The organism is Microcoleus sp. MOSTC5 (assembly GCF_036701825.1).
Taxonomy (GTDB): Bacteria; Cyanobacteriota; Cyanobacteriia; order Cyanobacteriales; family Microcoleaceae; genus Microcoleus; species Microcoleus asticus.
The window spans coordinates 26,347-50,414 of record NZ_JAUBRK010000022.1 but is presented as its reverse complement, the minus strand read 5'-3'; the positions used below and the strand labels follow the sequence as shown (position 1 = coordinate 50,414).

General features: G+C 44.3%; 26 protein-coding genes. 8 read left to right on the top strand and 18 right to left on the bottom strand.

Going from position 1 to position 24,068, the window contains the following annotated elements:
* Positions 1 to 120 precede the first annotated feature (120 nt).
* From QUA54_RS14200 to QUA54_RS14185, 4 genes are all read left to right on the top strand, one after another.
* Positions 121 to 546 (top strand): DUF4359 domain-containing protein, encoded by a 426-nt coding sequence (locus QUA54_RS14200; protein ID WP_333415145.1) that lies wholly within the window; start codon positions 121 to 123, stop codon positions 544 to 546.
* A 232-nt stretch (positions 547 to 778) separates the two neighbouring features.
* Complete coding sequence (locus QUA54_RS14195; protein ID WP_333415144.1) at positions 779 to 1,339, top strand: TerD family protein; 561 nt, start codon at positions 779 to 781, stop codon at positions 1,337 to 1,339.
* A 33-nt stretch (positions 1,340 to 1,372) separates the two neighbouring features.
* A complete protein-coding gene (locus tag QUA54_RS14190; RefSeq protein ID WP_333415143.1) occupies positions 1,373 to 1,588 on the top strand; it encodes a hypothetical protein in 216 nt (71 codons plus the stop codon).
* A gap of 153 nt (positions 1,589 to 1,741) precedes the next feature.
* Positions 1,742 to 3,724 (top strand): TerD family protein, encoded by a 1,983-nt coding sequence (locus QUA54_RS14185; protein ID WP_333415142.1) that lies wholly within the window; start codon positions 1,742 to 1,744, stop codon positions 3,722 to 3,724.
* A gap of 73 nt (positions 3,725 to 3,797) precedes the next feature.
* Here QUA54_RS14185 and hpsP read toward each other — a convergent pair whose 3' ends face one another.
* From hpsP to hisH, 9 genes are all read right to left on the bottom strand, one after another.
* Positions 3,798 to 5,057 carry a hormogonium polysaccharide biosynthesis glycosyltransferase HpsP gene (gene hpsP / locus QUA54_RS14180; protein WP_333415141.1) on the bottom strand — a complete coding sequence of 420 codons (1,260 nt, stop codon included), beginning with the start codon at positions 5,055 to 5,057 and terminating at the stop codon, positions 3,798 to 3,800.
* A gap of 47 nt (positions 5,058 to 5,104) precedes the next feature.
* The gene (locus QUA54_RS14175) at positions 5,105 to 5,284 is read right to left on the bottom strand and encodes a hypothetical protein (RefSeq protein WP_333415140.1); all 180 of its coding nucleotides are present in this window, start codon (positions 5,282 to 5,284) and stop codon (positions 5,105 to 5,107) included.
* Entirely contained in the window at positions 5,281 to 5,628 is a 348-nt protein-coding gene (locus tag QUA54_RS14170) for a hypothetical protein (RefSeq protein ID WP_333189290.1), read from the bottom strand. The genes QUA54_RS14175 and QUA54_RS14170 overlap by 4 nt, the downstream gene beginning before the upstream one ends.
* 43 nt (positions 5,629 to 5,671) lie before the next feature.
* A complete protein-coding gene (gene hpsO, locus QUA54_RS14165) occupies positions 5,672 to 6,841 on the bottom strand; it encodes a hormogonium polysaccharide biosynthesis glycosyltransferase HpsO (protein ID WP_333415139.1) in 1,170 nt (389 codons plus the stop codon).
* Positions 6,842 to 6,878: 37 nt separating this feature from the next.
* Entirely contained in the window at positions 6,879 to 7,853 is a 975-nt protein-coding gene (gene hpsN / locus QUA54_RS14160) for a hormogonium polysaccharide biosynthesis glycosyltransferase HpsN (RefSeq protein ID WP_333415138.1), read from the bottom strand.
* An 18-nt stretch (positions 7,854 to 7,871) separates the two neighbouring features.
* Positions 7,872 to 9,497 (bottom strand): glycosyltransferase family 39 protein, encoded by a 1,626-nt coding sequence (locus tag QUA54_RS14155; protein ID WP_333415137.1) that lies wholly within the window; start codon positions 9,495 to 9,497, stop codon positions 7,872 to 7,874.
* Between the two features lie 205 nt (positions 9,498 to 9,702).
* Complete coding sequence (glmM, locus tag QUA54_RS14150) at positions 9,703 to 11,163, bottom strand: phosphoglucosamine mutase (protein ID WP_333415136.1); 1,461 nt, start codon at positions 11,161 to 11,163, stop codon at positions 9,703 to 9,705.
* Positions 11,164 to 11,419: 256 nt separating this feature from the next.
* Positions 11,420 to 11,962: a 16S rRNA (guanine(966)-N(2))-methyltransferase RsmD gene (rsmD, locus tag QUA54_RS14145; protein WP_333415135.1), complete on the bottom strand. Its 543-nt coding sequence runs from the start codon at positions 11,960 to 11,962 to the stop codon at positions 11,420 to 11,422.
* Positions 11,963 to 12,069: 107 nt separating this feature from the next.
* Positions 12,070 to 12,705 carry an imidazole glycerol phosphate synthase subunit HisH gene (gene hisH, locus QUA54_RS14140; RefSeq protein WP_333415134.1) on the bottom strand — a complete coding sequence of 212 codons (636 nt, stop codon included), beginning with the start codon at positions 12,703 to 12,705 and terminating at the stop codon, positions 12,070 to 12,072.
* Positions 12,706 to 12,751: 46 nt separating this feature from the next.
* Here hisH and QUA54_RS14135 point away from each other — a divergent pair, with 46 nt between their 5' ends.
* Complete coding sequence (locus QUA54_RS14135) at positions 12,752 to 13,273, top strand: pyroglutamyl-peptidase I family protein (protein ID WP_333415183.1); 522 nt, start codon at positions 12,752 to 12,754, stop codon at positions 13,271 to 13,273.
* A 113-nt stretch (positions 13,274 to 13,386) separates the two neighbouring features.
* On the opposite strand, the gene QUA54_RS14130 is transcribed toward QUA54_RS14135, so the two are convergent.
* From QUA54_RS14130 to lgt, 4 genes are all read right to left on the bottom strand, one after another.
* Positions 13,387 to 13,869 carry a flavin reductase gene (locus tag QUA54_RS14130; RefSeq protein ID WP_172190125.1) on the bottom strand — a complete coding sequence of 161 codons (483 nt, stop codon included), beginning with the start codon at positions 13,867 to 13,869 and terminating at the stop codon, positions 13,387 to 13,389.
* A 149-nt stretch (positions 13,870 to 14,018) separates the two neighbouring features.
* The gene (locus QUA54_RS14125) at positions 14,019 to 14,858 is read right to left on the bottom strand and encodes a dienelactone hydrolase family protein (protein ID WP_333415133.1); all 840 of its coding nucleotides are present in this window, start codon (positions 14,856 to 14,858) and stop codon (positions 14,019 to 14,021) included.
* Positions 14,859 to 14,943: 85 nt separating this feature from the next.
* Positions 14,944 to 15,780, bottom strand: a complete 837-nt coding sequence (cobM, locus tag QUA54_RS14120) for a precorrin-4 C(11)-methyltransferase (protein ID WP_333415132.1) — start codon at positions 15,778 to 15,780, stop codon at positions 14,944 to 14,946.
* Between the two features lie 120 nt (positions 15,781 to 15,900).
* Complete coding sequence (lgt, locus tag QUA54_RS14115) at positions 15,901 to 16,794, bottom strand: prolipoprotein diacylglyceryl transferase (protein WP_333415131.1); 894 nt, start codon at positions 16,792 to 16,794, stop codon at positions 15,901 to 15,903.
* Positions 16,795 to 17,159: 365 nt separating this feature from the next.
* Between lgt and rlmN the strand changes: the two genes are divergently transcribed.
* On the top strand, positions 17,160 to 18,269 hold the full coding sequence (rlmN, locus tag QUA54_RS14110; protein WP_333189279.1) for a 23S rRNA (adenine(2503)-C(2))-methyltransferase RlmN: 1,110 nt from the start codon (positions 17,160 to 17,162) through the stop codon (positions 18,267 to 18,269).
* A 381-nt stretch (positions 18,270 to 18,650) separates the two neighbouring features.
* Here the strand turns inward: rlmN and QUA54_RS14105 are convergent, their stop codons facing one another.
* From QUA54_RS14105 to QUA54_RS14095, 3 genes are all read right to left on the bottom strand, one after another.
* A complete protein-coding gene (locus QUA54_RS14105) occupies positions 18,651 to 19,685 on the bottom strand; it encodes a class I SAM-dependent methyltransferase (protein ID WP_333415130.1) in 1,035 nt (344 codons plus the stop codon).
* 200 nt (positions 19,686 to 19,885) lie between these two features.
* A complete protein-coding gene (gene purN / locus QUA54_RS14100; RefSeq protein ID WP_333415129.1) occupies positions 19,886 to 20,557 on the bottom strand; it encodes a phosphoribosylglycinamide formyltransferase in 672 nt (223 codons plus the stop codon).
* Between the two features lie 270 nt (positions 20,558 to 20,827).
* On the bottom strand, positions 20,828 to 21,403 hold the full coding sequence (locus tag QUA54_RS14095) for a GNAT family protein (protein WP_333189276.1): 576 nt from the start codon (positions 21,401 to 21,403) through the stop codon (positions 20,828 to 20,830).
* Between the two features lie 59 nt (positions 21,404 to 21,462).
* Here QUA54_RS14095 and QUA54_RS14090 point away from each other — a divergent pair, with 59 nt between their 5' ends.
* Entirely contained in the window at positions 21,463 to 22,353 is an 891-nt protein-coding gene (locus tag QUA54_RS14090) for a sugar ABC transporter permease (protein ID WP_333415128.1), read from the top strand.
* A gap of 254 nt (positions 22,354 to 22,607) precedes the next feature.
* On the opposite strand, the gene QUA54_RS14085 is transcribed toward QUA54_RS14090, so the two are convergent.
* Positions 22,608 to 23,198 carry a DJ-1/PfpI family protein gene (locus tag QUA54_RS14085; RefSeq protein ID WP_333415127.1) on the bottom strand — a complete coding sequence of 197 codons (591 nt, stop codon included), beginning with the start codon at positions 23,196 to 23,198 and terminating at the stop codon, positions 22,608 to 22,610.
* A 78-nt stretch (positions 23,199 to 23,276) separates the two neighbouring features.
* Between QUA54_RS14085 and QUA54_RS14080 the strand changes: the two genes are divergently transcribed.
* Positions 23,277 to 23,642, top strand: coding sequence for a hypothetical protein (locus tag QUA54_RS14080; RefSeq protein WP_333189273.1), 366 nt, complete (start codon positions 23,277 to 23,279; stop codon positions 23,640 to 23,642).
* 169 nt (positions 23,643 to 23,811) lie between these two features.
* On the opposite strand, the gene psaX is transcribed toward QUA54_RS14080, so the two are convergent.
* On the bottom strand, positions 23,812 to 23,916 hold the full coding sequence (gene psaX / locus QUA54_RS14075; RefSeq protein WP_333309486.1) for a photosystem I protein PsaX: 105 nt from the start codon (positions 23,914 to 23,916) through the stop codon (positions 23,812 to 23,814).
* Positions 23,917 to 24,068 lie beyond the last annotated feature (152 nt).

Here is a 24,068-nt window from a genome sequence, read left to right as displayed (position 1 = left end):
TGAGAGACTTACTCGCAAATGGTCTCCAATCTAAAAACTGTCCCCTCCTTTCGGAAATCTGTTTCTGAGGAGGTGTAGTTTAAATCAAGAGAAGCTTATAAATCAACGGGGCTAAAAAAAATGATTATTGATAACGCAATGAATACTAAGAAGCCAACTTCTAAATTTTTCGGCAATGTGGGAAAAGTCGCGATCGCCCTGACTCTTCTGGCCGCCGGCATGGCATTTACAAATCCTGGGAGAGACAAATACCTAACTTATGCTTCCGGCGTACTCGAAACCGAGTTGGAAAGCACTGTGTGCAAAGATTCTCGCGTTCCGAAAGCTTTGAGCGGCATTACAGATACTTTGATCGGCAGTTGCAAGAATTTACTGACTTCGCAACGGGACACGATCGAAGGCTTGCTCGACAATACAACGCAGCGTCAAAATTTGGGCGTAGCCAGTATTTACACAACTGAATTAGGCAAAAAAAGCTATCAAACTGTTGGAGCTTTTGGTAACTTTGTTACCCTGCCACCTAGTTCGGAAAATGCTCAAAAGTAGAGTCGAATTAAGTTCAATTGTAGGAACCGGGTTTTGGAGAAAGCCCGGTTTTTGCTTGCGTAATTATATATAAGTAAATCTAAATAAATTCGGATACAGGCAGCACATATTTTTAATCAAGCCCGCTATTAAAGCCAAATATTAAGTTTTATTAAATATGAAAAGTTATTGTGCCACTTAATATTAACATTAACACTATAAAGTTTAATGTTTAACAAATAAGCAGATGGCAATGCAATTAAGTAAGGGTGAGAGATTTAATATCTCTCAAGAAGCGCCCGGTTTAAAAAAAATGGCGATCGCCCTCGGTTGGCAGGTGACAGAGGCAGGGCAAAGCTACGAGATTGATGTCTCGGCGTTTATGCTAGGTGCTGACGGCAAAATACCTAACGATAAATATTTTATCTTTTACAATAATCTGCAATCCTTTGACAGTTCGGTACTGCAATCGATTCCTGAAACAAACAACCAAGGTCAAGAGAATAAGACTATTTACGGCGTTATCTTAGAAAGAGTTAATCCTGAAATTGAGGAAATAACTTTTGTTGTGACTATTCACGACGCAGAGAAAATTAATGCAAATTTTAGCAATATCAAAAATGCTTTTATCAAAATTAGCAATTTGGATACAAAAAGCGAACTGGTTCGGTATGAATTAAAAGAGAATTTTTCGCGAGAGACTGCTGTAGAATTTGGTCGTTTGTATAGAAAGAATGGAGAGTGGAGATTTCAGGCGGTAGGAGCAGGATATCAGGCTGGATTGCAGAGTTTTGTTGACAAGTATTGCAGCTAAAACAGTAATAATATTGCTCCAATTACTAACGAGTTGGCAGCGGGAACAGCAGATGATTTGCAGTTCCCGGCTGGGGAGTTGGACGTGAAGCCAGAACCGGAAGCGGAACAGTTTCGTCTGGAGATTTTGGTAAATTTGTTACCTTGCTACCTAGTTTTGAAAATGCTCCAAACTAATGTCAAATTAAGTTCAATTGTAGAAACCGCTTGGGGCAGAAATTCCGGTTTGTACTTAGGTAATTCTCTCTAAGTAAATCTCAATAAATTCAGATACAGGCAGCAGATATTTTTAATCAAGCCCGCGATTAGAGAAACTCTGTTAAATTTCATTAATTAAAGAACTTATTGTGCCACGTAACATTAAGATTAGGAATATAAAATTTTAGGTTTAACAAATAAGCAGATGGCAATGCAATTAAGTAAGGGTGAGAGATTTAATATCTCTAAAAAAGTGCCTGGTTTAAAAAAAATGGCGATCGCCCTGGGTTGGCAGGCGACAGAGGCAGGACAAAGCTACGAGATTGATGTCTCTGCGTTTATGCTAGGTTCTGACGGCAAACTACCTAACGATAAATATTTGATCTTTTACAATAATCTGCAATCCTGTGACGGTTCGGTACTGCAATCGATTCCTGAGAAAAACAACCGAGGTCAAGAGAATAAGACTATTTACGGCGTTATTTTAGAGAAAATTAATCCTGAAATTGAGGAAGTGACTTTTGCTGTCACTATTCACGAAGCAAATAAAATCAATGCAAATTTTAGCAATATCAAAAATGCTTTTATCAAAATTAGCAATTTGGATACGAAAAGCGAACTGGTTCGGTATGAATTAAAAGAGAATTTTTCGCGAGAGACTGCTGTAGAGTTTGGTCGTTTGTATAGAAAGAATGGAGAGTGGAGTTTTCAGGCGGTAGGAGAAGGATATCAAGCAGGATTGCAGAGTTTGGTTGACAAGTATTCCAGCGGAAATAGCAATAATATTGCTCCCATTAGTAGGGAGTTGACAGCGGGAACAGCAGCAGATGATTTGCAGTTGCCGGCTTGGGAGTTGGAGGTGGATTCAGAACCGGAAGCGGAACAATCTCGTCAGACGACTCGAAGTGTACAACCATCACGATTTAACAATCAAGTTAATAATTCGCGAAGCCGCAAAATACCCGCAGCTTTATTAGCAAGTTTAGGCGTTTTGATGTTGGGAACAGGTGCAGGGATGAGCGCCGTTATGCGATCGGGAAATGAAACGCTGAAGCAAGCGAACATACTGGCAGTTGAAACGCAGAATGCAGGGAAAGTCACCGATGTAAATCTGCTCAGAAGTTTCGATCGACGACTTAAAGAAACGATCGCCAATTTAGAGAAAATTCCTAACTTCCCCGGCTTTGGGTATCAACAAGCTAGAGCAGATTTGCTGCAACTGCGCCCGAGTTTGGTTCCAGTAGCGCAAAATTTACAGGCTGCAGAAAGTCTAGAAAAAGCTCAACAATTGGCGATGGAAGCTGCTGTAGTTGTGCAAAAGCCGCCTCATCCGATGGAAGTTTGGCATCAGTCGCAAAGTAAATGGCAACAGGCGATCGCACTTTTAGAAGCGATCGATTCACGTACACCTGTTTATAATTTAGCTCAAAATAAGTTATCTAATTACCGGGCCAATCGCGCTGTTATTAGTCAAAGAGTTGCGAGCGCTCAAAAAGCCGCAACTTTCAGCAACCAAGGTTCTTTGAAAGTTCAAAAGGGAGATGTTCCGGGGGCGATCGCCAATTTTACTCAGGCTTTAGCGCTGAATCCGAACATACCTCAAGCTTACCTCGGATTGGGAATTGCTACTTCCAAACAGGGAAACAAGCAGCAAGCAATTTACAATTACGATCGAGCGCTGCAATTTAATCCTAACTTGGCAGAAGCTTATTTCGGTCGCGGTCAAGCATACTATGAATTGGGAAATAAGCAAAAGGCGATCGGGGATTACGAACAAGCTATTCGCGTTAATCCTAATTATGGTTTGGCTTATTTGGAACGAGGTGCTATTCGCTGTATGCTGGGAACAAAATCGCCAGCAGTAGCAGACTTTCAACAAGCGGGAGAACTTTTCTCAAAGCAAGGAGACGGAAATAATTACAAACTAGCACAAAGCTTTATTAATGATTGTCAAAAACCGATTGTACAGGCTGCAATCTGCGATTATCGAAGGAACATAGACTCCTTCGGCAGACCCTGCGGTCGCTCTATTAATGTTCCGATTATAATTAGAAGAAAATCGGTGATCGATGCCTCAAACTCTGACTCTACTAATATTAAAAGCAATAGCACAGTTGAAAAAATATCGCCTGAAAATTCAGATAGCAGCAGCACCAGAACTCGCAGCAGGAGAAGAAGCAGAAGATAAACCTCACTCGCATTAGTTAATATAGCAACCGCCAAGACGGTTAGGACGTTGTTAATGGCTGAAACGATGGATTTTATTGCTTCTTCCTTCTTCCTTCTTCCTTCTTCCTTCTTCCTTCTGGTATAGATGACAAAATCTGCTGGTAAGCATCGATGGTTTGTTGGGCGATCGCCTCCCAGTTATAATGCTTTTCGGCATACTCTTTGCCGTTCAATCCCCGCCGTTGGCGCTCCTGTGGATTCAGAAGTGCTGATTTGATTGAATTGGCGATCGCCCCTATTTCCAAAGGTTCTACCCAACCAGCTTCTGCTTGCTGTATGTCTTCGGCAATATGTATGCGATCGGAAATGGCGACAGGTACACCGGCGGCCATTGCTTCTGCTACAGCAATGCCAAAGTTTTCGTAATAAGAAGGCAATACAAATAAGTCTGCCTTTGTCAACAGTTCCCTTTTTAAATCACCGCTCACAAAGCCAGTTATTGTTGTGTATTTTGCTAAGCTTGAATTCTGAATTTGCACTTTAATTTTTGTTTCATAATCAGCATCTTGGGGACTAGAGCCCGCTAAAATAAAGTGAAACTCTACGCCCGTTTCTAAAATACTTTCTAATGCTGGAATTAGCAAATCAAGCCCTTTTTTAGGTTCAATTCGCGACATAAATAAGATGATTGGCACTTGAGATTCCCCCCGCAATCTCTTAGGAAACAAACCTGCTGTCACCCCCAATGGAATCACCAAATCTCGTGGCACAGGCATCTTGCCTGTGAAGTCCAAATTTCGTGGCACAGGCATCTTGCCTGTGCTCCCCACACCAAATCTTTCTGAGATTTTAGCTTCTTGTTTACTCGTGAAGTGAATTGCGGCTGCCCCTGCTAAATTAGGACGTTCTAAAAGTGCTGCATAAATCTGTTTTAAGCGCTTTTTTTTCTGCAAATCGGCGGGGTCAAGCATACCGCAGGGACGGATAATATACGGTAAGTGGCGATATCTAGCAATTGTGGCGGCAAAGGTAGTTACTGGCGAGAATAAAGCGTGAATGTGGGCGAGGTCAAATTGTTTCGCATTTTCATTCAACCACTGCAATAAACTCAGAGAAAACTTATATCTACGAAACGGAGAACAGCGGAAATAAATAATCTGATAACCGTTTTGTTTGATGGGTTGATTTAAGGGGACATCTAAGGGAATTTGACCGATATCTCCATTAGAATCAGTGGTGATAATTGTGACATCAGCACCTCGGGAAGCCAGGGCCGCAGAAAGTCCGAGTACCATTTGACTGGGCCCCCCGTAGACTAGGGAAATTGAGGGGATAATTTGGAGAATCCGCATCAGGGATAGTTATTTAAATCCACATACCAACATCTCCCATTACAAATTTAATTATCTGGAAAAGGTTGCCCGTCTAGCTGTTCAGCTTCCTCTCTCTTTGTTGCTGTAATTTGGGTATTGTGAGCCATTGTCTTGGAAAATTCATACATTTCACTGGATTTTGCTTCCGCAGCTTTCACAATTTCAAGGATTTCCAGGAGTTGGGTTTCATCTGGTAATTGTTTCATGGCAATGCTTCTAATCTCTCAACTACTTTGTCAATCATAATTTTCGATTCTGGAGCCATATGTAGCAAGGCTGCTAAATAATCTGTTGCTTTTTTAACCTCTTCATCGGGCACACCAGCCAGCAATACATTGCCCACAATGTGCTCTGCTTGTAAGCGAGTACCTGCTACGTTGAATTGAAAATTGGTGATGGAAGAAAAATATTGCATCAGTATTTCATTCTGGGGAAAAAGAGACATTGCTCTTCTAAGTGCAAAAAGTCCCTGCGTTGCTTGGCGTTCGGTATCGTGCAGTACCTGGTAGAGTTCGTCTACCAAAGGTCGTATGTCGGAAGGAATAGACATTTACCACAGCTTTTATTTAACACTTGCATTCTACTACTAAAAATTACAACAATTCTTTGTAAAATTCCAACAAGTGGTCAGCTAAAGCTTTATTGGTATAATTGCTCATCGCTCTATGATAACCCCGATCGCCCAAATCTGCCGCCAACTCCGGCCGCTCCATCAATTGCTGCAAACACTCTCGCAAAACCCCTGCATTTCCCTCGGGGAATACTAACCCCGCATCGCCGATGACGTGGGGAATTTCCCCGCAGTCGGAACCAATAACCGGAATTTTACAGGCCATCGCTTCGATTAAAACGTGACCGAATTGTTCTTTCCAGCCCACTGTGGTCAAAGTTTTGAATTTATAGCTGGTTTGCGAGGGCAATACCAAACAGTTCATTAAGTTAATGTAGGGAGGGATTTCCTCGTGCGAAACGCTTTCTACCCAAATTATGCGGTCGCTGATTCCCCATTCCATACATTTTTCTGCGAGTTGCATCCGCAATTTTCCTTGTCCTACTAACAGCCACTTCCAAGAGAGTTTTTTCAACCCTGCCAAGGCCTCAGCTAAAGTTAACAATCCTTTTTCTTCGACAAATCGCCCTACAAATCCTACCACAAAATCGGTCGGTTCAATGCCGAACCTGCGGGATAAATCAGCGTCTTTACCAGTGCGGCGAAACAAAGTTTCATCTACTCCGAGTTGTGGCATTACTTTCACCGCACCTTGATAGCCCCGCTGCCGCAAAATTTTAGCTCCATCTAAGTTCCCTGCAATAATTCCGTCGGTGTGCTGAAGATTGTAATTTTCTAAAATTGAAACAGGCCACTTCAATTTATAAGGCAGATTCCACCAGGTAAATAATATATTTTTTGCTTTTAGTTTGAGCAGTTTATTTAAAAATATTAATTGCGCGCAAGCGAGGGATTTTGAACCTTGTTCAACTTGGATAATCTGCGGTCTAAAGTTTTCTAAAATTTCAATTAAATCAGTACCAAATGTTAGCAGTCCTTGATTGTTCTGGCTGTAATTGGAGACTGCGACTACTTTAAATGAGCCTTCTTGACAGAATTGTGTTTCTATAATTTTATTTTGTACGCCTCCGGGTTTCCAACGCTGCGGCACTGCAACTGTTACTTCAATATTGGGTTCGAGATTTGCTAAAATTTTCAATTTTGCCCGATTTATGTCCACAATATAGGTGTGGCTGGCAACGAGGATTCTCATTGTTTATTCAGTGGTAATTGGAAATTGGTAATAAAACTTATTTACCGTTAATCTTATCTTGACGGGTGTAAATTTGTCCGTCGTTCCATAGAGACTGAATTAATGTATTGAGGACACTGATAAAACCGAGGAGATAAAAACTAAATCGAACGATAATTTTAATGGGCGATCGGCTTTTATGGCAAGGCGGATTCCCCAAAACGTGGCAGTCAAAAAGTTTGGCAAAAAATCGCAGGCATTGAAAAGCTGTTAAATTTGTCAATCCCATTAGAAAGTGATTGTGATAAAATGTGACTTGATATTCGATCGATCGCGTGCTGACATCGTGACATCCGCCGCTCTCTTCCCCAAAGTGAACTAAACACGCATTGGGATCGTACCAAATTTTCATGCCAGTCGATCGCAATTTCAAACAAAAATCCGACTCTTCCCGTACCGCACTCCCTACAAATCGCTCGTCAAACCTCAGCCCGCACTCGGCAAAAACCTGCCTGCGAAATGACATATTGCAGCCTCTAGCCGAGAGCACCTGCTGCGGTTTTACTGTATGTACCAAATCTATAAAATACCAGGCAATGCCTGCATCCATCGCTTCTGAGGGCAAATATTCGATCGCCAAATCGCCTCCAGAAAAATCCAATTTCATTCTGTCAAAAACCCTGCCCGCCACACATCCCACATCAGGTTTTTCTAAATAGTTGTCAGCGTGAGCCGTCAAAAAACCATCTGGCAATTGTACATCATCATCAATAAATAAAATAATCTCTCCAACTGCGCGCCGCACTGCATAATTTCGAGCTCCCGGCAAACTCGCCCAATCTACTCGAAACCACCGAATTTTGCCAGCATTTGCCAATTCCTCTAAATAAACTTGAGTTGCCGATTCGTGGGTGCGAGTTTGATCGATTACCAGCACTTCAAAATTCGGGTAATTTTGCCGAATCACATCAGCCAATGTCTCTCGCAGGGGTTGCTCGCGGTTGTAGGTGGGTATCACAACAGAAATCATCATTTGCAGTTGCCACTTTCCTTATTTCTCTACACGCCAAAGCCAAACATCGCCAGGCTGGTAAATTGGTGTGATTTTATATTTTTGCACTTTTTCTAGTTCAAATTGTAATGCTTCTGTAGCTCTGTATAGATATACATCGCTAAAACCATTAGGAATTTTGACTTGTTCAGGTTTAACTGCTAGCAAAAGCTGTGCTTGCGGCTTGAGCAGATAGCTGACAGACAGTATTTTTCCTGTGATGTTGTTGCCTCCGTGAGTGATTACTAAAGGTTTTTGGGCTTGATTGACAATTGCTGCTATTGGGGGATTGTATTTAGTGCTAGAAGGATATTTGTTCCACCAAAGTTGTGACTGTGAGCTGACGGCACAAGAAACTATTTCACTCGATATTAGCACTATTAAACCGAGCTGCCACAGTTTTTGTTGTCGGGAATTGGTGGCGGCTGCAATTTTATCGGTAAATAGGTAGGCAACAGCTATCTGGATTGCTAAAATATAAGGAACCAGATAGCGATCGGCAACGCCTCCCACTGCTATCAATACTATCGCTGTAATTCCGATCGCTGTCAATACAAACAGCCAAACTCGTTTGGGAGTTGAGCGGCAGAGTGAGTATATTGAATGTGCGATCGCTAACAGCAATAGTGCGGCTACAATCAGTCTGATTAAATCTGTAGCAATACCGCTCGAACACAATTTGATAATTCCGCCCGCCCAATGTGTGTCGATAAACATTCGGCAGGTGATGAGAATTAAAGGTTTAAGTGAAGATAGGAAAGACAGGGAAATGCGGGGTAAGCCTACTGTTGCCTCGATTTTTGGCGCGTTACAAAATAATATCCAAATCCAAGGAGCAAAAAGGATTGTTGCCGTCGCTGAAGCTAGTAAATAAGCAATTAATCTATTGCAAAAACGCCAATTTTCAGTTAAAATTACATAGATGCCGTGGGCGAATATTACTAAAAAAAATAATAAACTAGAATAAAGTCCTAAAGTCAAGGCGAGCGCATAAATAGACCAAACAGCCTTGCTCAATTTAGATGTGGCGGGAGATTTTTGTAGGGCGATCGCCCGCAGCAGAATTGCATTCGACAGCAAAACCAGGACTGCAAACATCATGTACGGTCTTGCCTCTTGCGCGTACAAGACGTGAAAAGGTGAAACAGCGACGATTGTAACAGCCACCCATCCCACAGACGCAGAGCGAAATAATTCCCAGCACAGCCAATAAATGCTGGGAAAAACTAACAAACTAATCAAAGCTGAAAGACTTCTCACAGTCGCCACTTCCGGGTCGAACAACTGCACCCAAAACCTGGCAAAAATAAAATACAACGGCGATAGTTGGGGTTCTTCTGTAGCTAAACCTTTAACAGTATCCAACCAACTTTTTTCGGGATTTATCTGCTGGTATTTCTGCTGCAAATCTGCGACGCTAATTGTTTTGCCTTGAAAATCTTGCTGCACCATTTCCGTCCAGGTGTAGCCAGAAATTCGCAGCGAGGTGATAGATTCGTCGAAGGAGTAGACTTTGCGATCGAGGTTAGTAAATCGAAAAAATATCCCCGTTATTAATATGATGACAATTAAAAATTTTAACGAAATTCGATGCAGCCGCCCATTTTGAATTGATTTACTCTTCATAAAATCAGAAATGGGAAAAGGGAGAAAGAAGAATTTAGTGATTTAGGACAGAGGGAATAAGCAAGAGGGAATAAAGAATGAGAAATTAGTTTCAATAGCCCCTATATTTATCTAGAGGATTCTTCCTTCTTCCTTCTTCCTTCTTCCTTCTTCCTTCTTCCTTCTTCCTTCTTCCTTCTTCCTTCAGATTAATTTGCCATTTCCATTAAATAGCGATGTGTTGCCCAACGGCTAAAACTAAATTTTCAGTCCAGAAATTAGCCAATTCGGCGCTGGCAGCTTCCACCATAACTCGGATCAGCGGTTCAGTGCCTGAAGCGCGAACCAAAACCCGTCCCTGTTCTCCCATTGCAGTTGTAGCACGATCGATCGCCTTTTGCATTGCGTCGCACTCGTGCCATTTTAGACGTTTTTCGCGATCGTCCACCCGAATATTTCGCAGCAACTGCGGATAAGTTTGGAAACTGCCACTTACCAATTGTGCCAAAGATTGCCCGGACTGGCGCACCAGCGAAGCCAAATGCAAAGCTGTCAGCAAACCGTCGCCGCTGACACCGTAATGCGGGCAAAGAATGTGTCCCGATTGTTCGCCGCCCAACATCGAACCGGTGCGCTGCATTTCAGCATGAACGTACTGATCTCCTACGTTCGTTCTAGTTAGTTTGCCGCCCAATTCTTCCCAAGCTCGCTCGAAGCCGAGGTTAGCCATTACAGTAGAAATAATTAAATTGGAGGGTAACTGTTCGGAGTCGCGCAACTGCCGACCCCACAGATAAAGAATGTAATCGCCGTCAATCGCTCGACCTTGGTTGTCAACACCCAAAACTCGATCGGCATCGCCGTCAAAAGCAAATCCCAAATCAGCATTGTGTTCCAAAACCGCCGCTTGCAAACTGTCGAGATGAGTAGAACCGCAGTTAACATTAATACGAGATCCATCAGGAGTGTCGTGCAAACAGATCACATCCGCCCCCATTTGTGCGAACACCGCCGGCGCCAAACCCGCAGCCGCCCCCCAAGCCAAATCCAAAACTATCCGCATTCCCTCCAAATTCATCTTTTGCAGCGAATCACAGAGCGAAGTGGCATAATCTTTAATCAACTCTGACCGATGGTAGTGCTGCCCCCAACCCAAGCTAGCAACCGGAACCTTTGCCCCCCGGATTCCCGCTTCGATTTGTTCCTGCAACTGCTGCGACAGCTTCGAGCCGTTTGATCCGAAAAACTTAATGCCGTTGTCTTCTGGGGGATTGTGAGAAGCCGAAATCATCACTCCGCCGACAGACTCCGAAATGCTTGCCAGATAAGCAACGCAGGGAGTGGGACACAAGCCCAAATTCCAAACTTCTAAACCGGCGGCTGTCAAACCCGCTGACAGTGCCATTGCCAGCATATCGCTGGAATTCCTGCTGTCTTGTCCCAAAATCACAGGCCCCTGGTTGGAGGTATTTTGGCGTAGAACTTGTCCAGCCCAGAAGCCCACTTGCAGCGCTAAGGGTGCATTCAGCAATTCTCCAACTTTCCCGCGAATGCCGTCTGTGCCGAAGAGTTTGGTATTGGGCAGGGGGAGGCTATCTCCCACCATAATCGTATCCCGTTTGACTGGCTGTACCGAGTTAGCAGCCGGAAACTCGCTGCCACGAGGGCGCGAAGGTGTCTGAACCATATTCACTCCTTTAGGAATATTCACACTCACACTTTGGGTTCATGTTACAACTGAAAGTCTTTATTTTCAGCCTAAACTCCATTTATTTCGTCAATTGCTGAGGCAACTTGCTCTGACAACCTACGCACAAAGCTTAACTTCATCGGAAAAATTTGTATTGTATCCAGGGGAAAAACTTTTAGTCCCGGGCGCGCCAACGCCATGAAACCCGGTTTCTTTCTGCGTCGAGGAGTGAGGCTGCTGCTGTTTGAGCCTGTCAGCCACTGCGTGTGTAGAAGGTTAATGCTGTATTGCCGTATACTTTCTGGCGGCAAATTTCTAGACCGGAAATCGGTTGTGTCGATCGCTCCGGGCTGTGTTCGACGGCCATTTCGCCGTTTGGTGCTAGCATTTCTTGGCTGGCGATCGTATTTAACACAGGTTCGTACAAGTCGCTGGCGTAGGGCGGATCGAAGTAAATGCGATCGAACTGCTGGCCCGCTAAAGTTGCCAACTTCGCCGTCGCGTTTCCCCGCAGTATTTGGAATGTTTGGGACGAGTCTGCTACTTGCTCCCAGTTTTCGCGGATAATCGCAGAAGCTTTCGCCGACTGTTCGATGCCCGTGACACTCGCGGCTTGCCGACATAAAGCTTCTGCACCCATCGAACCGCTGCCGGTACAAATGTCAAGCCATCTGCAATCTGCGATCGTCCCTTGCCAAATATTAAATAAAGCTTCTCTGACTCGCGAAGGTGTAGGGCGAGTTGCGAGTCCCGGCAGAGTTTTGATTTGGCGGTTGCCACAGATTCTTAAAGTCATTTAGGAAGAAGGAAGAAGGAAGAAGGAAGAAGGAAGAAGGAAAATGACTTTTAAAAATGTCAAACCCGGTTTCGGCAATCTACCGGGTTTTTCAAGATTCATGCTACCTAAGCGGCTACTTTTTCCCTCACCAGACTGACAAAATTTGACAGCATTTGCAATCCCGTACTCGAAGACTTTTCCGGGTGAAATTGTACGGCCATCAAATTGTCTTTAGCTATAGCCGCCGTCACGTTTTGACTGCCGTGAGTCACCATTGCCGATCGCACTTCCCAATCAACAGGATCGACATAATAAGAATGCACGAAATAAACCCAAGGATCGGACGGTAAATTTTGCCACAGCGGCAAATCCGGCTGAGTAAATTGCAATTGATTCCATCCCATGTGGGGAATTGTCAAACCCGGTTCCGAGCGAAATCGGCGCACTTTTCCCGCAATAGCGCCCAATCCCGGTTCTACGCCTTCTTCGGAACTTTCAAACAGAATTTGCAAACCCAAACAAATGCCTAAAAAAGGTTTTCCCGAGGCGATCGCCCTTTTTATCGGTTCTATCAAATTGCGCGATCGTAAATTCTGCATTGCCGGGTCAAACGAACCAACTCCCGGCAAAACCACCGCATCAGCCTGCTCGATTATAGCAGGAGAATCTGTAATTTTTGGCACTGCACCCACATTTTCCAAGCCTTTACAGACTGAGTGCAGATTGCCCATGCCATAGTCTATTACTGCAATGACAGACATTGACTTACTTGCCTTATATTATCAATATCAGTATTATTGCACAAATATGACGGCGAAAATCCTGCTAACCTCATTTGATACTTGGCTTCCCCATCAGAAATCCAACTCTTCGGACGACTTATTAGCCAAGATTTCCCAGATAAAATCTTTGCCTGATTCCCTGACTTTTTTGAGGAAACTGCCAGTAGATTTTCAGCTAGCACCGAATTTGGCGATCGCCCAAATCAACCAACTCCAACCCGACACTATTATCTGCTGCGGCATGGCCGAAAGTCGGCAAAAATTAACCGTAGAATCTTGCGCTTGCTGCGATAGCGACATTCTGAAAACAGCAGTTAATCTCGAACCGCTAGTCGCTGATTTAGCTGCAACAGAAATCAGTCACGAAGCCGGAAAATTTGTTTGCGAAGCCCTGTATTATGCGGTTTTAAAACATATTTGCGATTCTCAAATAGCCGCTAAATGTATTTTCGTCCACGTACCAATTTTAACTCCCGATAACGCTGACAGAATTGTCGCCGATTTTTTATTAGTTATGCGTCGCCTAACTCTCGCAATTAATAAATAGGTCGCTCTAATTCAACATAAAAATTTGTTTAGTGTTCAGAAACCCGGACTTTTCAAGAAACCGGGTTTCTCAGTGTTAGTTTTTTTTACTAACAACTGCCAACTGCCAAGTCTTTAGCCGCCGTAATTCCAACCGGTGCTTTCTAGCAGCAACGGATTGCCTTCTCGGTGGACGCCTGCGGCCAAAACTTCTCCCACATAAACCGTGTGATCCCCGTGTTCCACAGCACCGACAACTTTGCACTCGATGTAACCCAGAGAATCCGAGATAATCGGACAACCAGTTTCCGCGCCCGGATAAAATTCTACATCCTCAAATTTATTGCCAACGCGGCGCTGCTGTTTGAAGAATTTCTGGGCTAAGTCTTTTTGACCTGCTTCTAGGAAACTCAAAGCAAAGACACCGCTGGCTTTGATCATGCTGTGGGATTTGGAGTCTTGCTTGACGCAGTTGACAACTAAGGGAGGGGTAAAGGAAGATTGCATCACCCAGCTAGCGGTGAAACCGTTGACTTCCTCCCCGTCTTTGACACCGCAGATGTACAATCCGTGAGGGATTTTCCGCAAGATGGTCTTTTTAGCTTGTTCGTCTAGCACGGGCTTACCTGTTCGATCGATAATTCTACACCGCTCAGTTTACCAATGTCGGGCCTACAAACCCACCTGTCTTAAGGGCTATTCGCTAATATTGCCTTTTTCGATCCCAAACTTGACACCAGTTTTAAGTCAAAATTAACAACTCAAAACTATTGTGCAACTCCGTGCTTCTTAAACCAATCTTGCATCTGTTTCCAAGCATCCTTAGCTTCTTTTTCCCGGTAACTGGGGCGATAGTCAGCGTTAAAACCGTGGGGCGTATCTGGATAAAGCACAATTTCGGAACCGCTGCTGCCAGTTTTGAGAACTTGGCGCATTTTCTCGACTGTATCGTTGGGAATTGACTCGTCTTTGCCGCCGTAAAGCCCCAATACAGGCACTTTCAAAGTTGCTGCAAGGTCGATCGGCTGTTTGGGAGTTAAAGCCGTAGGATTGCCAACCAAACGCCCGTACCAAGCCACTCCAGCTTTGACTTTGGGGTTGTGGGAAGAGTACAGCCAAACCATTCTGCCACCCCAGCAAAATCCTGTAATTCCCAACTTATTAATATTGCCTTTTCCTGACTTTTGTGCCCACTCTACGGTTGCATCTAAATCGGACATAGCTTGAGCGTCGGGAACTTTCGAGACAACTTTACTAATAATTTCTTGGATGTCGGTGATTTTAGAAACATCACCTTGACGGGCAAACATTTCTGGGGCGATCGCTAAATAACCTAATTTAGCAAAACGGCGGCAAATATCTTGAATGTGAGCGTGAACTCCGAAGATTTCTTGAATTACTAAAATTACTGGAAAATTGCTGCCGCTGGCTGGCATTGCTCTGTAGGCTGGAATTTGCCCGTCTTTGACGGGAATTTTTACCTCACCTGCTATTAAACCAGCAGCATCGGTATTGATAACGGCAGCCGCAATAGGATGAACTGCTAACGCAAATCCGGCGCTTAATGCGGTGACAGTGATAAATTGTCTGCGAGTTAAATCAGTCATGGCGATTTTAGATTTTAGATTTTAGATTTTAGATTTGGGGATTGAGAATTGGTAATTGGTTATTGGTTATTGGTTATTGGTTATTTCATAATTGCTCCTTCTTCCCTCTTCCTTCTTCCTTCTTCCTTCTTCCTTCTTCCTTCGAGGGTCGGAAAAGCCGATCGTGCTCTGGATGGTACAAGCGCGATCGCCCTTCTGCTGATTTTCCCAACGCCGGACTAATAACGTACATTGTCGTTCTGATCAAATTATTTTCGCGCGTAGCAACGGCCATTTTGTCAAGGGGAACTAGCACAATTTTTTCATCCGGCCAGCCCAACCGATAACAAATCGCTACAGGCAAATCAGATGGGTAATGTTCCATCAATTTAGCTTGAGCTTGTTCGACATGGCGGGCGCTCAAATACAGGCACAAACTCGCTTGATGAGCCGCTAAACTCGCCAATTCTTCGCGTTCGGGTACTTCGGTTCTGCCGCTAATTCGCGTCAAAATAATTGTCTGCACAACTCCCGGAACTGTCAACTCAATTTTAAGTTTAGCCGCCGCAAGTTGGAAAGCGCTAATTCCCGGGATTACCTCAAAAGCAATTCCCTCGGAGGCCAAAGCTTGCATTTGTTCGCCGACGGCCCCGTAGAGACAGGGATCGCCCGAATGCAGGCGGACGACGCTTTTTCCCTCGCGCACTCGTTGCACCATCAAAGGTACAATCTCTTCGAGGGTTTTATCGGCAGTTTGGATCGCTTCAGCATCCGCGCGTACCCCCTGCAAAATTTGCTCTGGGACTAAGGAATCAGCAAATAATATGACATCAGCAGCAGCCAGTAATTTTTGAGCCTTAACAGTCAACAAATCCGGGTCTCCCGGGCCTGCACCTACAATGTATACTCCTGGAATTAGGGCTTCAATCTCTTTCAAACTCATTGCTGCTAAAAAATTTGCTAAATTTACGGACGCTTCCGGATGTACCTATTTTGGTTGGAAGTAAGAGATGGTAGATGCACCCTGGTTTTGAACCCTAGAGACTAACCTCTCTGGGGTTTTTTATTTATCCTCTGTGGATTTGTGAGCAACATTTGCCCGATCGTTATTGGGGGAGACAACATCGGGTAAAGGTCGATCGACCAAATAAAGCCAAGCCAACCCGCCCAACCCTAAAACAATCCCAGTCAAGCTTACCATCTGTGCCGTCCGCAGCGGCCCGAACATCAAACTATCAGTTCGCAACCCTTCAATCCAGATTCGACCGGAACTGTAAGCTGCGATATAAACCAAAAATAAAGCACCAGTTTTCAAGCGAATTTTGCCCTGCAAATCGCGGAAAAACAAAGTCAGAAGCAACCCAAATACTGTCAAATTCCACAGGGATTCGTAGAGAAATGTGGGATGGAAGTATTCAAAATTAGCGTAGGCGGGCGGGCGGCTGTTTGGCGGAATATAGAGTTTCCAAGGCAAATCCGTAGGACCGCCAAAAGCTTCGGAGTTAAAGAAATTTCCCCAGCGTCCGATCGCCTGACCGAGAATTGCCGAAGGCGCGATTAAATCTGCCAATTGCCAAAAAGAAACTCGCTGAATTTTCGCAAAAATTAAAGCTGCGATCGTGCCACCCAAAATCGCCCCGTGAATGGCAATTCCGCCTTTCCAAATCGCAATAATATCCTCTGGCCTCTGGGCGTATTGCTGCCACTCGAAAGCCACGTAATAAATTCGAGCACAGGGAATAGCGCCCAGAACCAGCCAAATTGCCAAATCACCCAACAATTCCGGGTTTACGCGGCGTTTTTGGGCCAAGTATTGGGACAGGCTGACCCCAATCAAGACGGCAGAAGCTATTAACAGCCCGTACCAGCGAATGGCTACGGGGCCAAGTTGAAAGATAATTGGACCCGGCGATGTAAATTGAAACGCTAAGGGCAGCGCAAGAATATTTAGCACCATAAAAGTTGCATTAATTGTGATGGAAAGCTGTCAAATTTGCACACCCTTTAACAAACTCCAGAGTTTATTTTAGGTGGCTGCGGTCATTTAGATGCAATTTTTGGGGAATTTTACCAAATATTAACTGGATTCTTGATTTTGCAGATTGCTGTCTGGAGTTTTTTTTGTGCGTCCACAATAAGATACCCCTAACCCCCTTTTTTAAGGGGGGAACCGGATTATTCTTAAACTTCCCCTTATTAAGGGATTTAGCCGGATCGAGATTCCGCCTTCTGCTTTCTGCATAAGTGCCTTCTGGAGGATTAACGGCCGCTTTGGTCGAGAAGTTTTAATATAGAGGGTGGCTTTCAATTTTGTGATGACCTATGTCTCCTACTTCCGTTTCTCAGGTGTACTCTTCTGGTAATTCCAAGGGTGCGAATCAGTCGCGCAAGACTGCTGCTTTGGCTGTTGAGTCGGGTAAAATTCCGCCCTTGCTGGGGGCGAGTTTAGCTGAGTTAACGGAGTGGGTACAGCAGCAGGGACAACCGGCTTATCGGGGAAAGCAGTTGTACCAGTGGATTTATGAGAAAGGTGCGCGATCGATCTCTGACATTTCTGTATTCTCGAAACAGTGGCGCGAGACTGTTGCTAAAATTCCGATCGGGCGATCGACCATTCACTATCGATCGGTCGCACCAGACGCCACGGTAAAGTATCTCTTAAAATTGGCAGACGGTCAAATCATTGAAACCGTAGGCATTCCCACCGATAAACGGCTGACTGTGTGCGTCTCAGCCCAAGTTGGCTGCGCGATGGGATGCGACTTTTGCGCTACTGGGAAAGGCGGTTTCAAGCGCAATTTAGAAAAACACGAAATCGTCGATCAAGTCTTGACAGTACAGCAAGATTTCGGCCGCAGAGTCAGCCACATCGTGTTTATGGGAATGGGCGAACCCCTGCTGAATTTCGATAATGTTGTAGCTGCTGTCAAGTGTTTGAATCAAGACGTAGGGATTGGACAGCGAAATATCACAATTTCCACAGTAGGAATTCGCAATCGCATCAGCCAACTAGCTGAACATCAACTGCAAGTTACCCTCGCCGTCAGCCTCCACGCTTCCAATCAAAGATTGCGCGAAGAGTTAATTCCTAGCGCCCGCCCTTATCCTTTGGGTGAGTTAGTAGCAGAATGTCGGGAATATGTGCGATCGACTGGGCGCAGATTGAGTTTTGAATACGTACTTTTAGCAGGTGTGAATGACTTGCCGGAACACGCAGCCGAGTTAGCAACTCACTTGCGCGGTTTTCAGTGTCACGTCAATTTGATTCCTTACAATCCGATTCAGGAAGCTGAATATAAGCGACCGACTCCCAATCGAATTAACAGTTTTGTTGCGGTTTTGAAGGAAAAGAAAATTGCTGTTAGCGTGCGGTATTCTCGCGGCTTAGAAGCAGATGCAGCCTGCGGACAATTGCGGGCATCCGAGGTTTAGGATTGGATTTTTAATCCCTAAAATTTGTCGTAGGGTGCGTGAGCTCTGAGATGCTGCACCATTCTCAATTAGCCTTTTGCGGGCGGGCAGGATGCCCACCCCACAAGAAGAAAACTCCATCTTTGTGGAACAGGCATCTTGCCTGTTCTTAAGAATGGTGCAAGATGTGAGTTAGACCGCGTTATTTTATCAATCATCGATAAACTAAATTGTGACCGAAAGCATCTAGGATACAAGCCCCCGGATTCATCCGTCCAGAAATAAAAAACCTGTATCCGATAAAGTAGCCCCCAAATTTATCCGTGGGGTCAATGCTTCGATTCTTGAATCTAAAATCTAAAATCTAAAATCTAAAATCGATTGACGCACCATACTAACTATTTACAAGCGTTTAACAAGTATCCACCGCAACTCTAACGGCGGTGTTTGTTGCACGGGAAATAAATCGCGCCCGCTAGCCCAACTCGCAAACCAAGGTGTCGGCGGCCACGCCGAGTCAGGCAAATGTTTTTGTTCGTATTCAATCACAGATTCATCAGAAATAATTTCTAACGGCAAACCCTCTATTGCTGCTTGCAATTCTTGTCTGGTAATCAGATAAGACCAAGACAATTCAGACATTTGTTTTGCCATCTCGTCGGGTTCGTACCCATCTACAGCTAAGAAAGCACTGAATAAGATAAACCCGCCGCTTAAAACGGCATCGGACATTTTGCCGAGGAACAGGCGGACTTGTTCGGGGTAGCGGAAGTGAGAGAGAACTTCGGTAGCAATCGCTAATTTGTACCGATAAGTTTTCATCCTCAATAATGGGTCTAAAACGTCGCCTTGGGTGACATTTACCGGCAAGTTTTCGGCGGTTGCTGCTGCTGATAGTTTTTCGGCAAATATCGGTGTTAGTTCGATCGCATCCACGGAATGGCCTAACCTTGCTAAGGGCAGACTATTGCGCCCTGGACCCGCACCGACATCTAAAATAGGTGCTTTTCCCGGTTCGCCTAATTCAGCGGCAGCGGCGATAACTTTGGCATCGGGATGGCTGCCGAATAAAGGTTCGGGGCGAATATCCGGCCAGCTATGATATTTCTGGGCCATCGATTCGACTTGAATCTTAGTATTCAGAGTAATGCCGCCGGCTAAACCGGTTTGGGAATTGGCGGGAAAATATGAGACTATTAGATTAGCATGGGGGGAATTTTTGAATCCTTCTGCTAAGGCGTTGGCGATTAGTGTTCGTAAGTTTTCGCTTTGGGCAGCGTCGATGTTTTGTCCGAGAATGTTTAAGAAGTCGGACAGTAATTTAAGATAGTCGTCTAGCATCGATGGCAAGCAAGGCAGATAGAATTCTCCCTTGATGCCGATGTTCTTTTTGAGCCTTTCTTTGAGAATTAATTTCAGGCGATTGGAGTCTGTCATTCGATTTTAGATTTTAGATTTTAGATTTTAGATTGACTCTCGCATTGAATCTGGGATCTAGAACAAGACTCTAAAATTTTGATCTTTGCAGCACTTAAGTCATTCGCAACTATCCGTTTTTGGGCGGAGTCAGCGGCGGACCTGTTTCGGGTGATTCGCTGACGGGCAATTCGGGGATAGATGCGGCACTGGTGAGGTTTTTAGTCACAATATTTTCGATTGGATTCGGCAATAAGTGCGATCGCACCGAGCATAATCTTGTGCTCTTGCACCTGAATTCTCGCGTGCAGCGTTTCTGCGGTATCGTCAGGCAATACTGGCACCGCAGCCTGCATTAAAATCGGCCCGCTGTCTACTTCTAAACGGGCGATATGCACCGTACATCCGGTGATTTTAACCTTAGCGGCCAGTGCTTGCTCGACGGCGCGAATTCCTGGGAAACTCGGCAGCAAACTGGGGTGAATGTTAATAACGCGATCGGGAAAAGCATCGAGCAAAACTTTGGTAACAATCCGCATCCAACCCGCCATCACTATCCATTCTACATCATATTCTTGGAAAGTTTTAACAATTTTTGTATCTAATTCTTCGCGGCTTTTGCACTCGCGGTGATTGAGCAGAATCGAGGGAATGCCGTATTTTTCTGCTCTGGCTGCGGCTTTGGCTTCGGGATTGTTGTAAATTAATACTGGGATTTTAGCGTTGAGTTGTTGATTTTGGATGGCTTGTGCAATTACCTCGAAGTTGCTGCCGCTTCCTGATGCTAAAACTCCTAATTTTAATGGAGGATGAGCCGGCGCGATCAAGCTTTTGCCAATCTCAGGAGAAATCAGGCAGGTATTGGAATTAGCAGATACTGGATTAGCGGTCATTCGATTTTAGATTTTAGATTTTAGATTTTGGATTGACCCCATGGATAAATTCGGGGGCGTGAGGATTGTAGATTTTAGATTTTGGATTGATTCCACAGATAAATCACGTGGCGGGTACCATCAAGAAATTCTTGGTCATAAAGATAAAAACTATTCACTCGTCTTCTACAATACAGGTAAAGGGTAATGTGTGCTTCGGCGCACTCTACATAGAGATATTGCCTAAGTCCTAAGTATATTATTTTTTTTCGCTGAGCTACTGATTAACTCCTATTCTACAATATTATCAAAAAACTCTTCCCTGAGAATCGAATAAATTTTCAGATCCCAATATCTGTCTTTCACAAATAGGTGCTGTCGCAATATCCCTTCCCATTGCATCCCCACTTTTTCCATCACCCGAGCCGAAGCAATATTGTTAACCTCACAGCGAGCCATAATTCGATTCAGCAACATCTCCCGAAAACCGAATTCAATCACTGCATTGACAGCCTCGCTCATGTATCCTTCGCCCCAATAGCTCCTAGAGAGTGCGTAGCCAATTTCCGCGCGGCTGTGCGTCATGCTCCATTCCACAAATCCGCAAGTCCCGATAAACTTTTTCTCGGCTTTATGGACGAGTCCCCAATCTACCAGCTCTCGTCTTTTGTACATTTTTGTAAGTGACTTGAGAAAGTATTTAGTGTCTTCGAGCGAGGTGTGGGTTGACCACATTGTGTATTGTGATACTTCGGGGTTTGAGGCATACTCAAACATATCGCTCGCATCGTTTAAAGTAATTTTCCTCAGCAGCAGTCTCTCAGTTTCTATAGTGGGTAAATTGGCTAATATATCGAGAAGATTCATTTTGACATTGACCTATATTGTGATACCATTTAAAACTAAAAGCTAAAATTTACAAGCCAATGGTTCCGATTAAATTTGGGCGTTTTAACTGGTTGGATAATGATGCGATCGCAGCTTGGACTTTTCTGGCCCCAGCTTTGCTGTTTCTGGGTACTTTTTTGATTTGGCCGATCGCCTATTTATTTTACCTCAGCTTTACCAGCGGCAGCTTTACCCAGTCGGGAGTGCGTTGGATTGGCTTGAACAACTACTGGCGTCTAGTCACCAACCCGGATTTCTGGCAAATTGTCCAAAACACGCTCTATTTTACTACTGCGACAGTCATTCCCAGTTTAGTGATTCCATTGGGCTTAGCAGTTTTGCTAAATCGCTCGTTTGCTTGGCGAGGAGCTCTCCGCACCGCTTATTTTATTCCTTCGATTACCTCTTTAGTTGCAGTTGGCTTGGGTTGGCGGTGGTTGTTTCAAACCGAAGGCCCGGTGAATAGTGTGTTAATGGCGATCGGCTTAAATCCAATTCCTTGGCTTAGCAGCACAGTTTGGGCAATGCCAGTGATAATTCTGCTCAGTGTTTGGAAACAATTAGGCTTTAATATGGTAGTATTTTTAGCAGGATTGCAAGCAATTCCGGTAAATCGTTACGAAGCAGCAGAATTGGATGGAGCTAATGCTTGGCAGCAATTTTTGTACATCACTTTACCCGGTTTGCGACCGACTTTAGTATTTGCTACCGTCACTACAGCTATTTTTACTCTGCGGAGTTTTGAGCAAGTTTACGTAATCACCGGCGGCGGCCCTTTAAACTCTACTAATTTGCTAGTTTATTATATTTACGAGCAAGCTTTTTCGCAATTTGATTTTGGCTATGCAGCCGCTGCGGCAACTTTCCTGATGGTTTTAGCTTTGGTATTAGTCTATTTACAACTAAAAGTTTGGGGCGAAGATTCTTAATACCTATTTAAAAAAGTCTTGCTACAATCCTCAATCTTATACCAATTATTAAAAGGGAACCGTAGGGAAATGGCATTGGCGTTTCCGGCGCGGGGAGTAGGACACAGCATTACCGTGTCCCTAGAGATGCTCGATTTTCAGAATTGGTATAATTAGGTTATACGTAGTTTGACGCGCAAGAATTATAGCGGTGAGGTGCGCACTTCGCACCCTAGATATACAGGTTTTGCATAAGGACGGAATTAACTGGATTCCTAATTACCAATTTTATATTCCATGTGCTCTGCTGTTTGTTCAGCTTGTGCTGTTCCCAAAAGCTTGCCGACAACGTGCAAAGACATATCAATTCCCGCAGAAATTCCCCCAGAGGTGATGATTTTGCCGTTATCTACAAATCGCTGATTTTCGATAATAGTTGTGTTGGGAGCTAATTCTCTCAATAAATCCAATGCCAGATGGTGTGTAGTTGCTGCCAAACCTTCCAACAAGCCAGCTTTTGCTAAAAGCAGCGAACCCGTACAGACAGAAAGCACTAATTCTGCGGTTGGCGCACAATCTTTTATCCAATTAACAACTGCTGAATTATTGATTAACTGTCTCGTACCTTGTCCTCCCGGTACAATTAAAATATCCGGTGGCGGACAATCGGAAATGGTGCAGTGGGGATTTACGCTCAAACCGTTGCGGGCGTTGACAGCACCGGGATGTTCGGCTAAGGTAGAGACTGCAAAAGGTCGCTCGCCCTTACTTAATTCTGATGTCACCGCAAACACTTCAAAAGGACCTGCAAAGTCCAGTACCTCGACATCATCGAACATTAAAATAGCTACGTTCCTAGTTGCCATAAGACATACTTCTGATAGAGACCAAAAATAGGGGCGATTTGTTATGGTAGAAGTTGTATAATTTCAATTATTAAAGCTATGCCGAAAAATATTCGCCATCGCGCCATAAAAATCTGTCTTTTTTGTCTGGCTTGCGTCTTAGCAATTGCTGTTGCGCCAATTGTCACGCCCGCTCAATCCACAACCCAATTAGAATTTCGCATTACTCAATTAGAAACTCAAATTTCTGAACTCAGAGGACAAATCTACAGTTTGCAGAATCAAGGTTCTAGAGTTAACAGGCCTCAGTCTCCTAACCTTCCGGGTGCTAGTCGGACAAATCCTAGAGTGCGGTCGGGAGACCCGATGTTTGACAATTTAGCAACTTTGGCAATTGAAACGAAGCAAGATGTTATCAAAATTAAAGAGCGGTTGTCAAAGCTAGAATCCTCTAGAAATCGCTAGAGAAGTCATTAGTTAGAAGGAAGAGGGAAGAAGTCAGCAGTCATTAGTTAGAAGGATGAAGTCATATTCTAGCCAACTCAAAACTCAAAACTCTCCCCCTCTCCCTCTCTCCGTCTCTTCGACGTTGAGGTCGAGAGCAGCAGGGTCTGCTAAAAATCAAGTTGCAGAACTATTCAATGATATGGAAATAATAGGCTGCAACCAAAAAATTGATAGCTAACAGCAACAGAAACCAGGCTGCGCGAAAGGTGTAAGGGAACTTGCCCGTTTTCATCACGGACTCGGATTTTAATTGGTTCTTCGCTATCTCTGCCATAGGTAAAGCTCCTAATTCATAATGTCACTCTATTTACAAATAGCAGAGAGCGTCGCACTTATGCACAATCCTCTAGAGTTATTTTTTGTAACAATGAGTTTATACCGAGT

Excerpts from the sequence above, each read along its gene's own strand:
- QUA54_RS14200 (WP_333415145.1), top strand. The coding sequence starts at position 121 with ATGATTATTGATAACGCAATGAATACTAAGAAGCCAACTTCTAAATTT.
- QUA54_RS14195 (WP_333415144.1), top strand. The coding sequence starts at position 779 with ATGCAATTAAGTAAGGGTGAGAGATTTAATATCTCTCAAGAAGCGCCC.
- QUA54_RS14185 (WP_333415142.1), top strand. The coding sequence starts at position 1,742 with ATGGCAATGCAATTAAGTAAGGGTGAGAGATTTAATATCTCTAAAAAA.
- hpsP (WP_333415141.1), bottom strand. The coding sequence starts at position 5,057 with ATGCGGATTCTCCAAATTATCCCCTCAATTTCCCTAGTCTACGGGGGG.
- QUA54_RS14175 (WP_333415140.1), bottom strand. The coding sequence starts at position 5,284 with ATGAAACAATTACCAGATGAAACCCAACTCCTGGAAATCCTTGAAATT.
- QUA54_RS14170 (WP_333189290.1), bottom strand. The coding sequence starts at position 5,628 with ATGTCTATTCCTTCCGACATACGACCTTTGGTAGACGAACTCTACCAG.
- hpsO (WP_333415139.1), bottom strand. The coding sequence starts at position 6,841 with ATGAGAATCCTCGTTGCCAGCCACACCTATATTGTGGACATAAATCGG.
- hpsN (WP_333415138.1), bottom strand. The coding sequence starts at position 7,853 with ATGATGATTTCTGTTGTGATACCCACCTACAACCGCGAGCAACCCCTG.
- QUA54_RS14155 (WP_333415137.1), bottom strand. The coding sequence starts at position 9,497 with ATGAAGAGTAAATCAATTCAAAATGGGCGGCTGCATCGAATTTCGTTA.
- glmM (WP_333415136.1), bottom strand. The coding sequence starts at position 11,163 with ATGGTTCAGACACCTTCGCGCCCTCGTGGCAGCGAGTTTCCGGCTGCT.
- rsmD (WP_333415135.1), bottom strand. The coding sequence starts at position 11,962 with ATGACTTTAAGAATCTGTGGCAACCGCCAAATCAAAACTCTGCCGGGA.
- hisH (WP_333415134.1), bottom strand. The coding sequence starts at position 12,705 with ATGTCTGTCATTGCAGTAATAGACTATGGCATGGGCAATCTGCACTCA.
- QUA54_RS14135 (WP_333415183.1), top strand. The coding sequence starts at position 12,752 with ATGACGGCGAAAATCCTGCTAACCTCATTTGATACTTGGCTTCCCCAT.
- QUA54_RS14125 (WP_333415133.1), bottom strand. The coding sequence starts at position 14,858 with ATGACTGATTTAACTCGCAGACAATTTATCACTGTCACCGCATTAAGC.
- cobM (WP_333415132.1), bottom strand. The coding sequence starts at position 15,780 with ATGAGTTTGAAAGAGATTGAAGCCCTAATTCCAGGAGTATACATTGTA.
- lgt (WP_333415131.1), bottom strand. The coding sequence starts at position 16,794 with ATGGTGCTAAATATTCTTGCGCTGCCCTTAGCGTTTCAATTTACATCG.
- rlmN (WP_333189279.1), top strand. The coding sequence starts at position 17,160 with ATGTCTCCTACTTCCGTTTCTCAGGTGTACTCTTCTGGTAATTCCAAG.
- QUA54_RS14105 (WP_333415130.1), bottom strand. The coding sequence starts at position 19,685 with ATGACAGACTCCAATCGCCTGAAATTAATTCTCAAAGAAAGGCTCAAA.
- purN (WP_333415129.1), bottom strand. The coding sequence starts at position 20,557 with ATGACCGCTAATCCAGTATCTGCTAATTCCAATACCTGCCTGATTTCT.
- QUA54_RS14095 (WP_333189276.1), bottom strand. The coding sequence starts at position 21,403 with ATGAATCTTCTCGATATATTAGCCAATTTACCCACTATAGAAACTGAG.
- QUA54_RS14090 (WP_333415128.1), top strand. The coding sequence starts at position 21,463 with ATGGTTCCGATTAAATTTGGGCGTTTTAACTGGTTGGATAATGATGCG.
- QUA54_RS14085 (WP_333415127.1), bottom strand. The coding sequence starts at position 23,198 with ATGGCAACTAGGAACGTAGCTATTTTAATGTTCGATGATGTCGAGGTA.
- QUA54_RS14080 (WP_333189273.1), top strand. The coding sequence starts at position 23,277 with ATGCCGAAAAATATTCGCCATCGCGCCATAAAAATCTGTCTTTTTTGT.
- psaX (WP_333309486.1), bottom strand. The coding sequence starts at position 23,916 with ATGAAAACGGGCAAGTTCCCTTACACCTTTCGCGCAGCCTGGTTTCTG.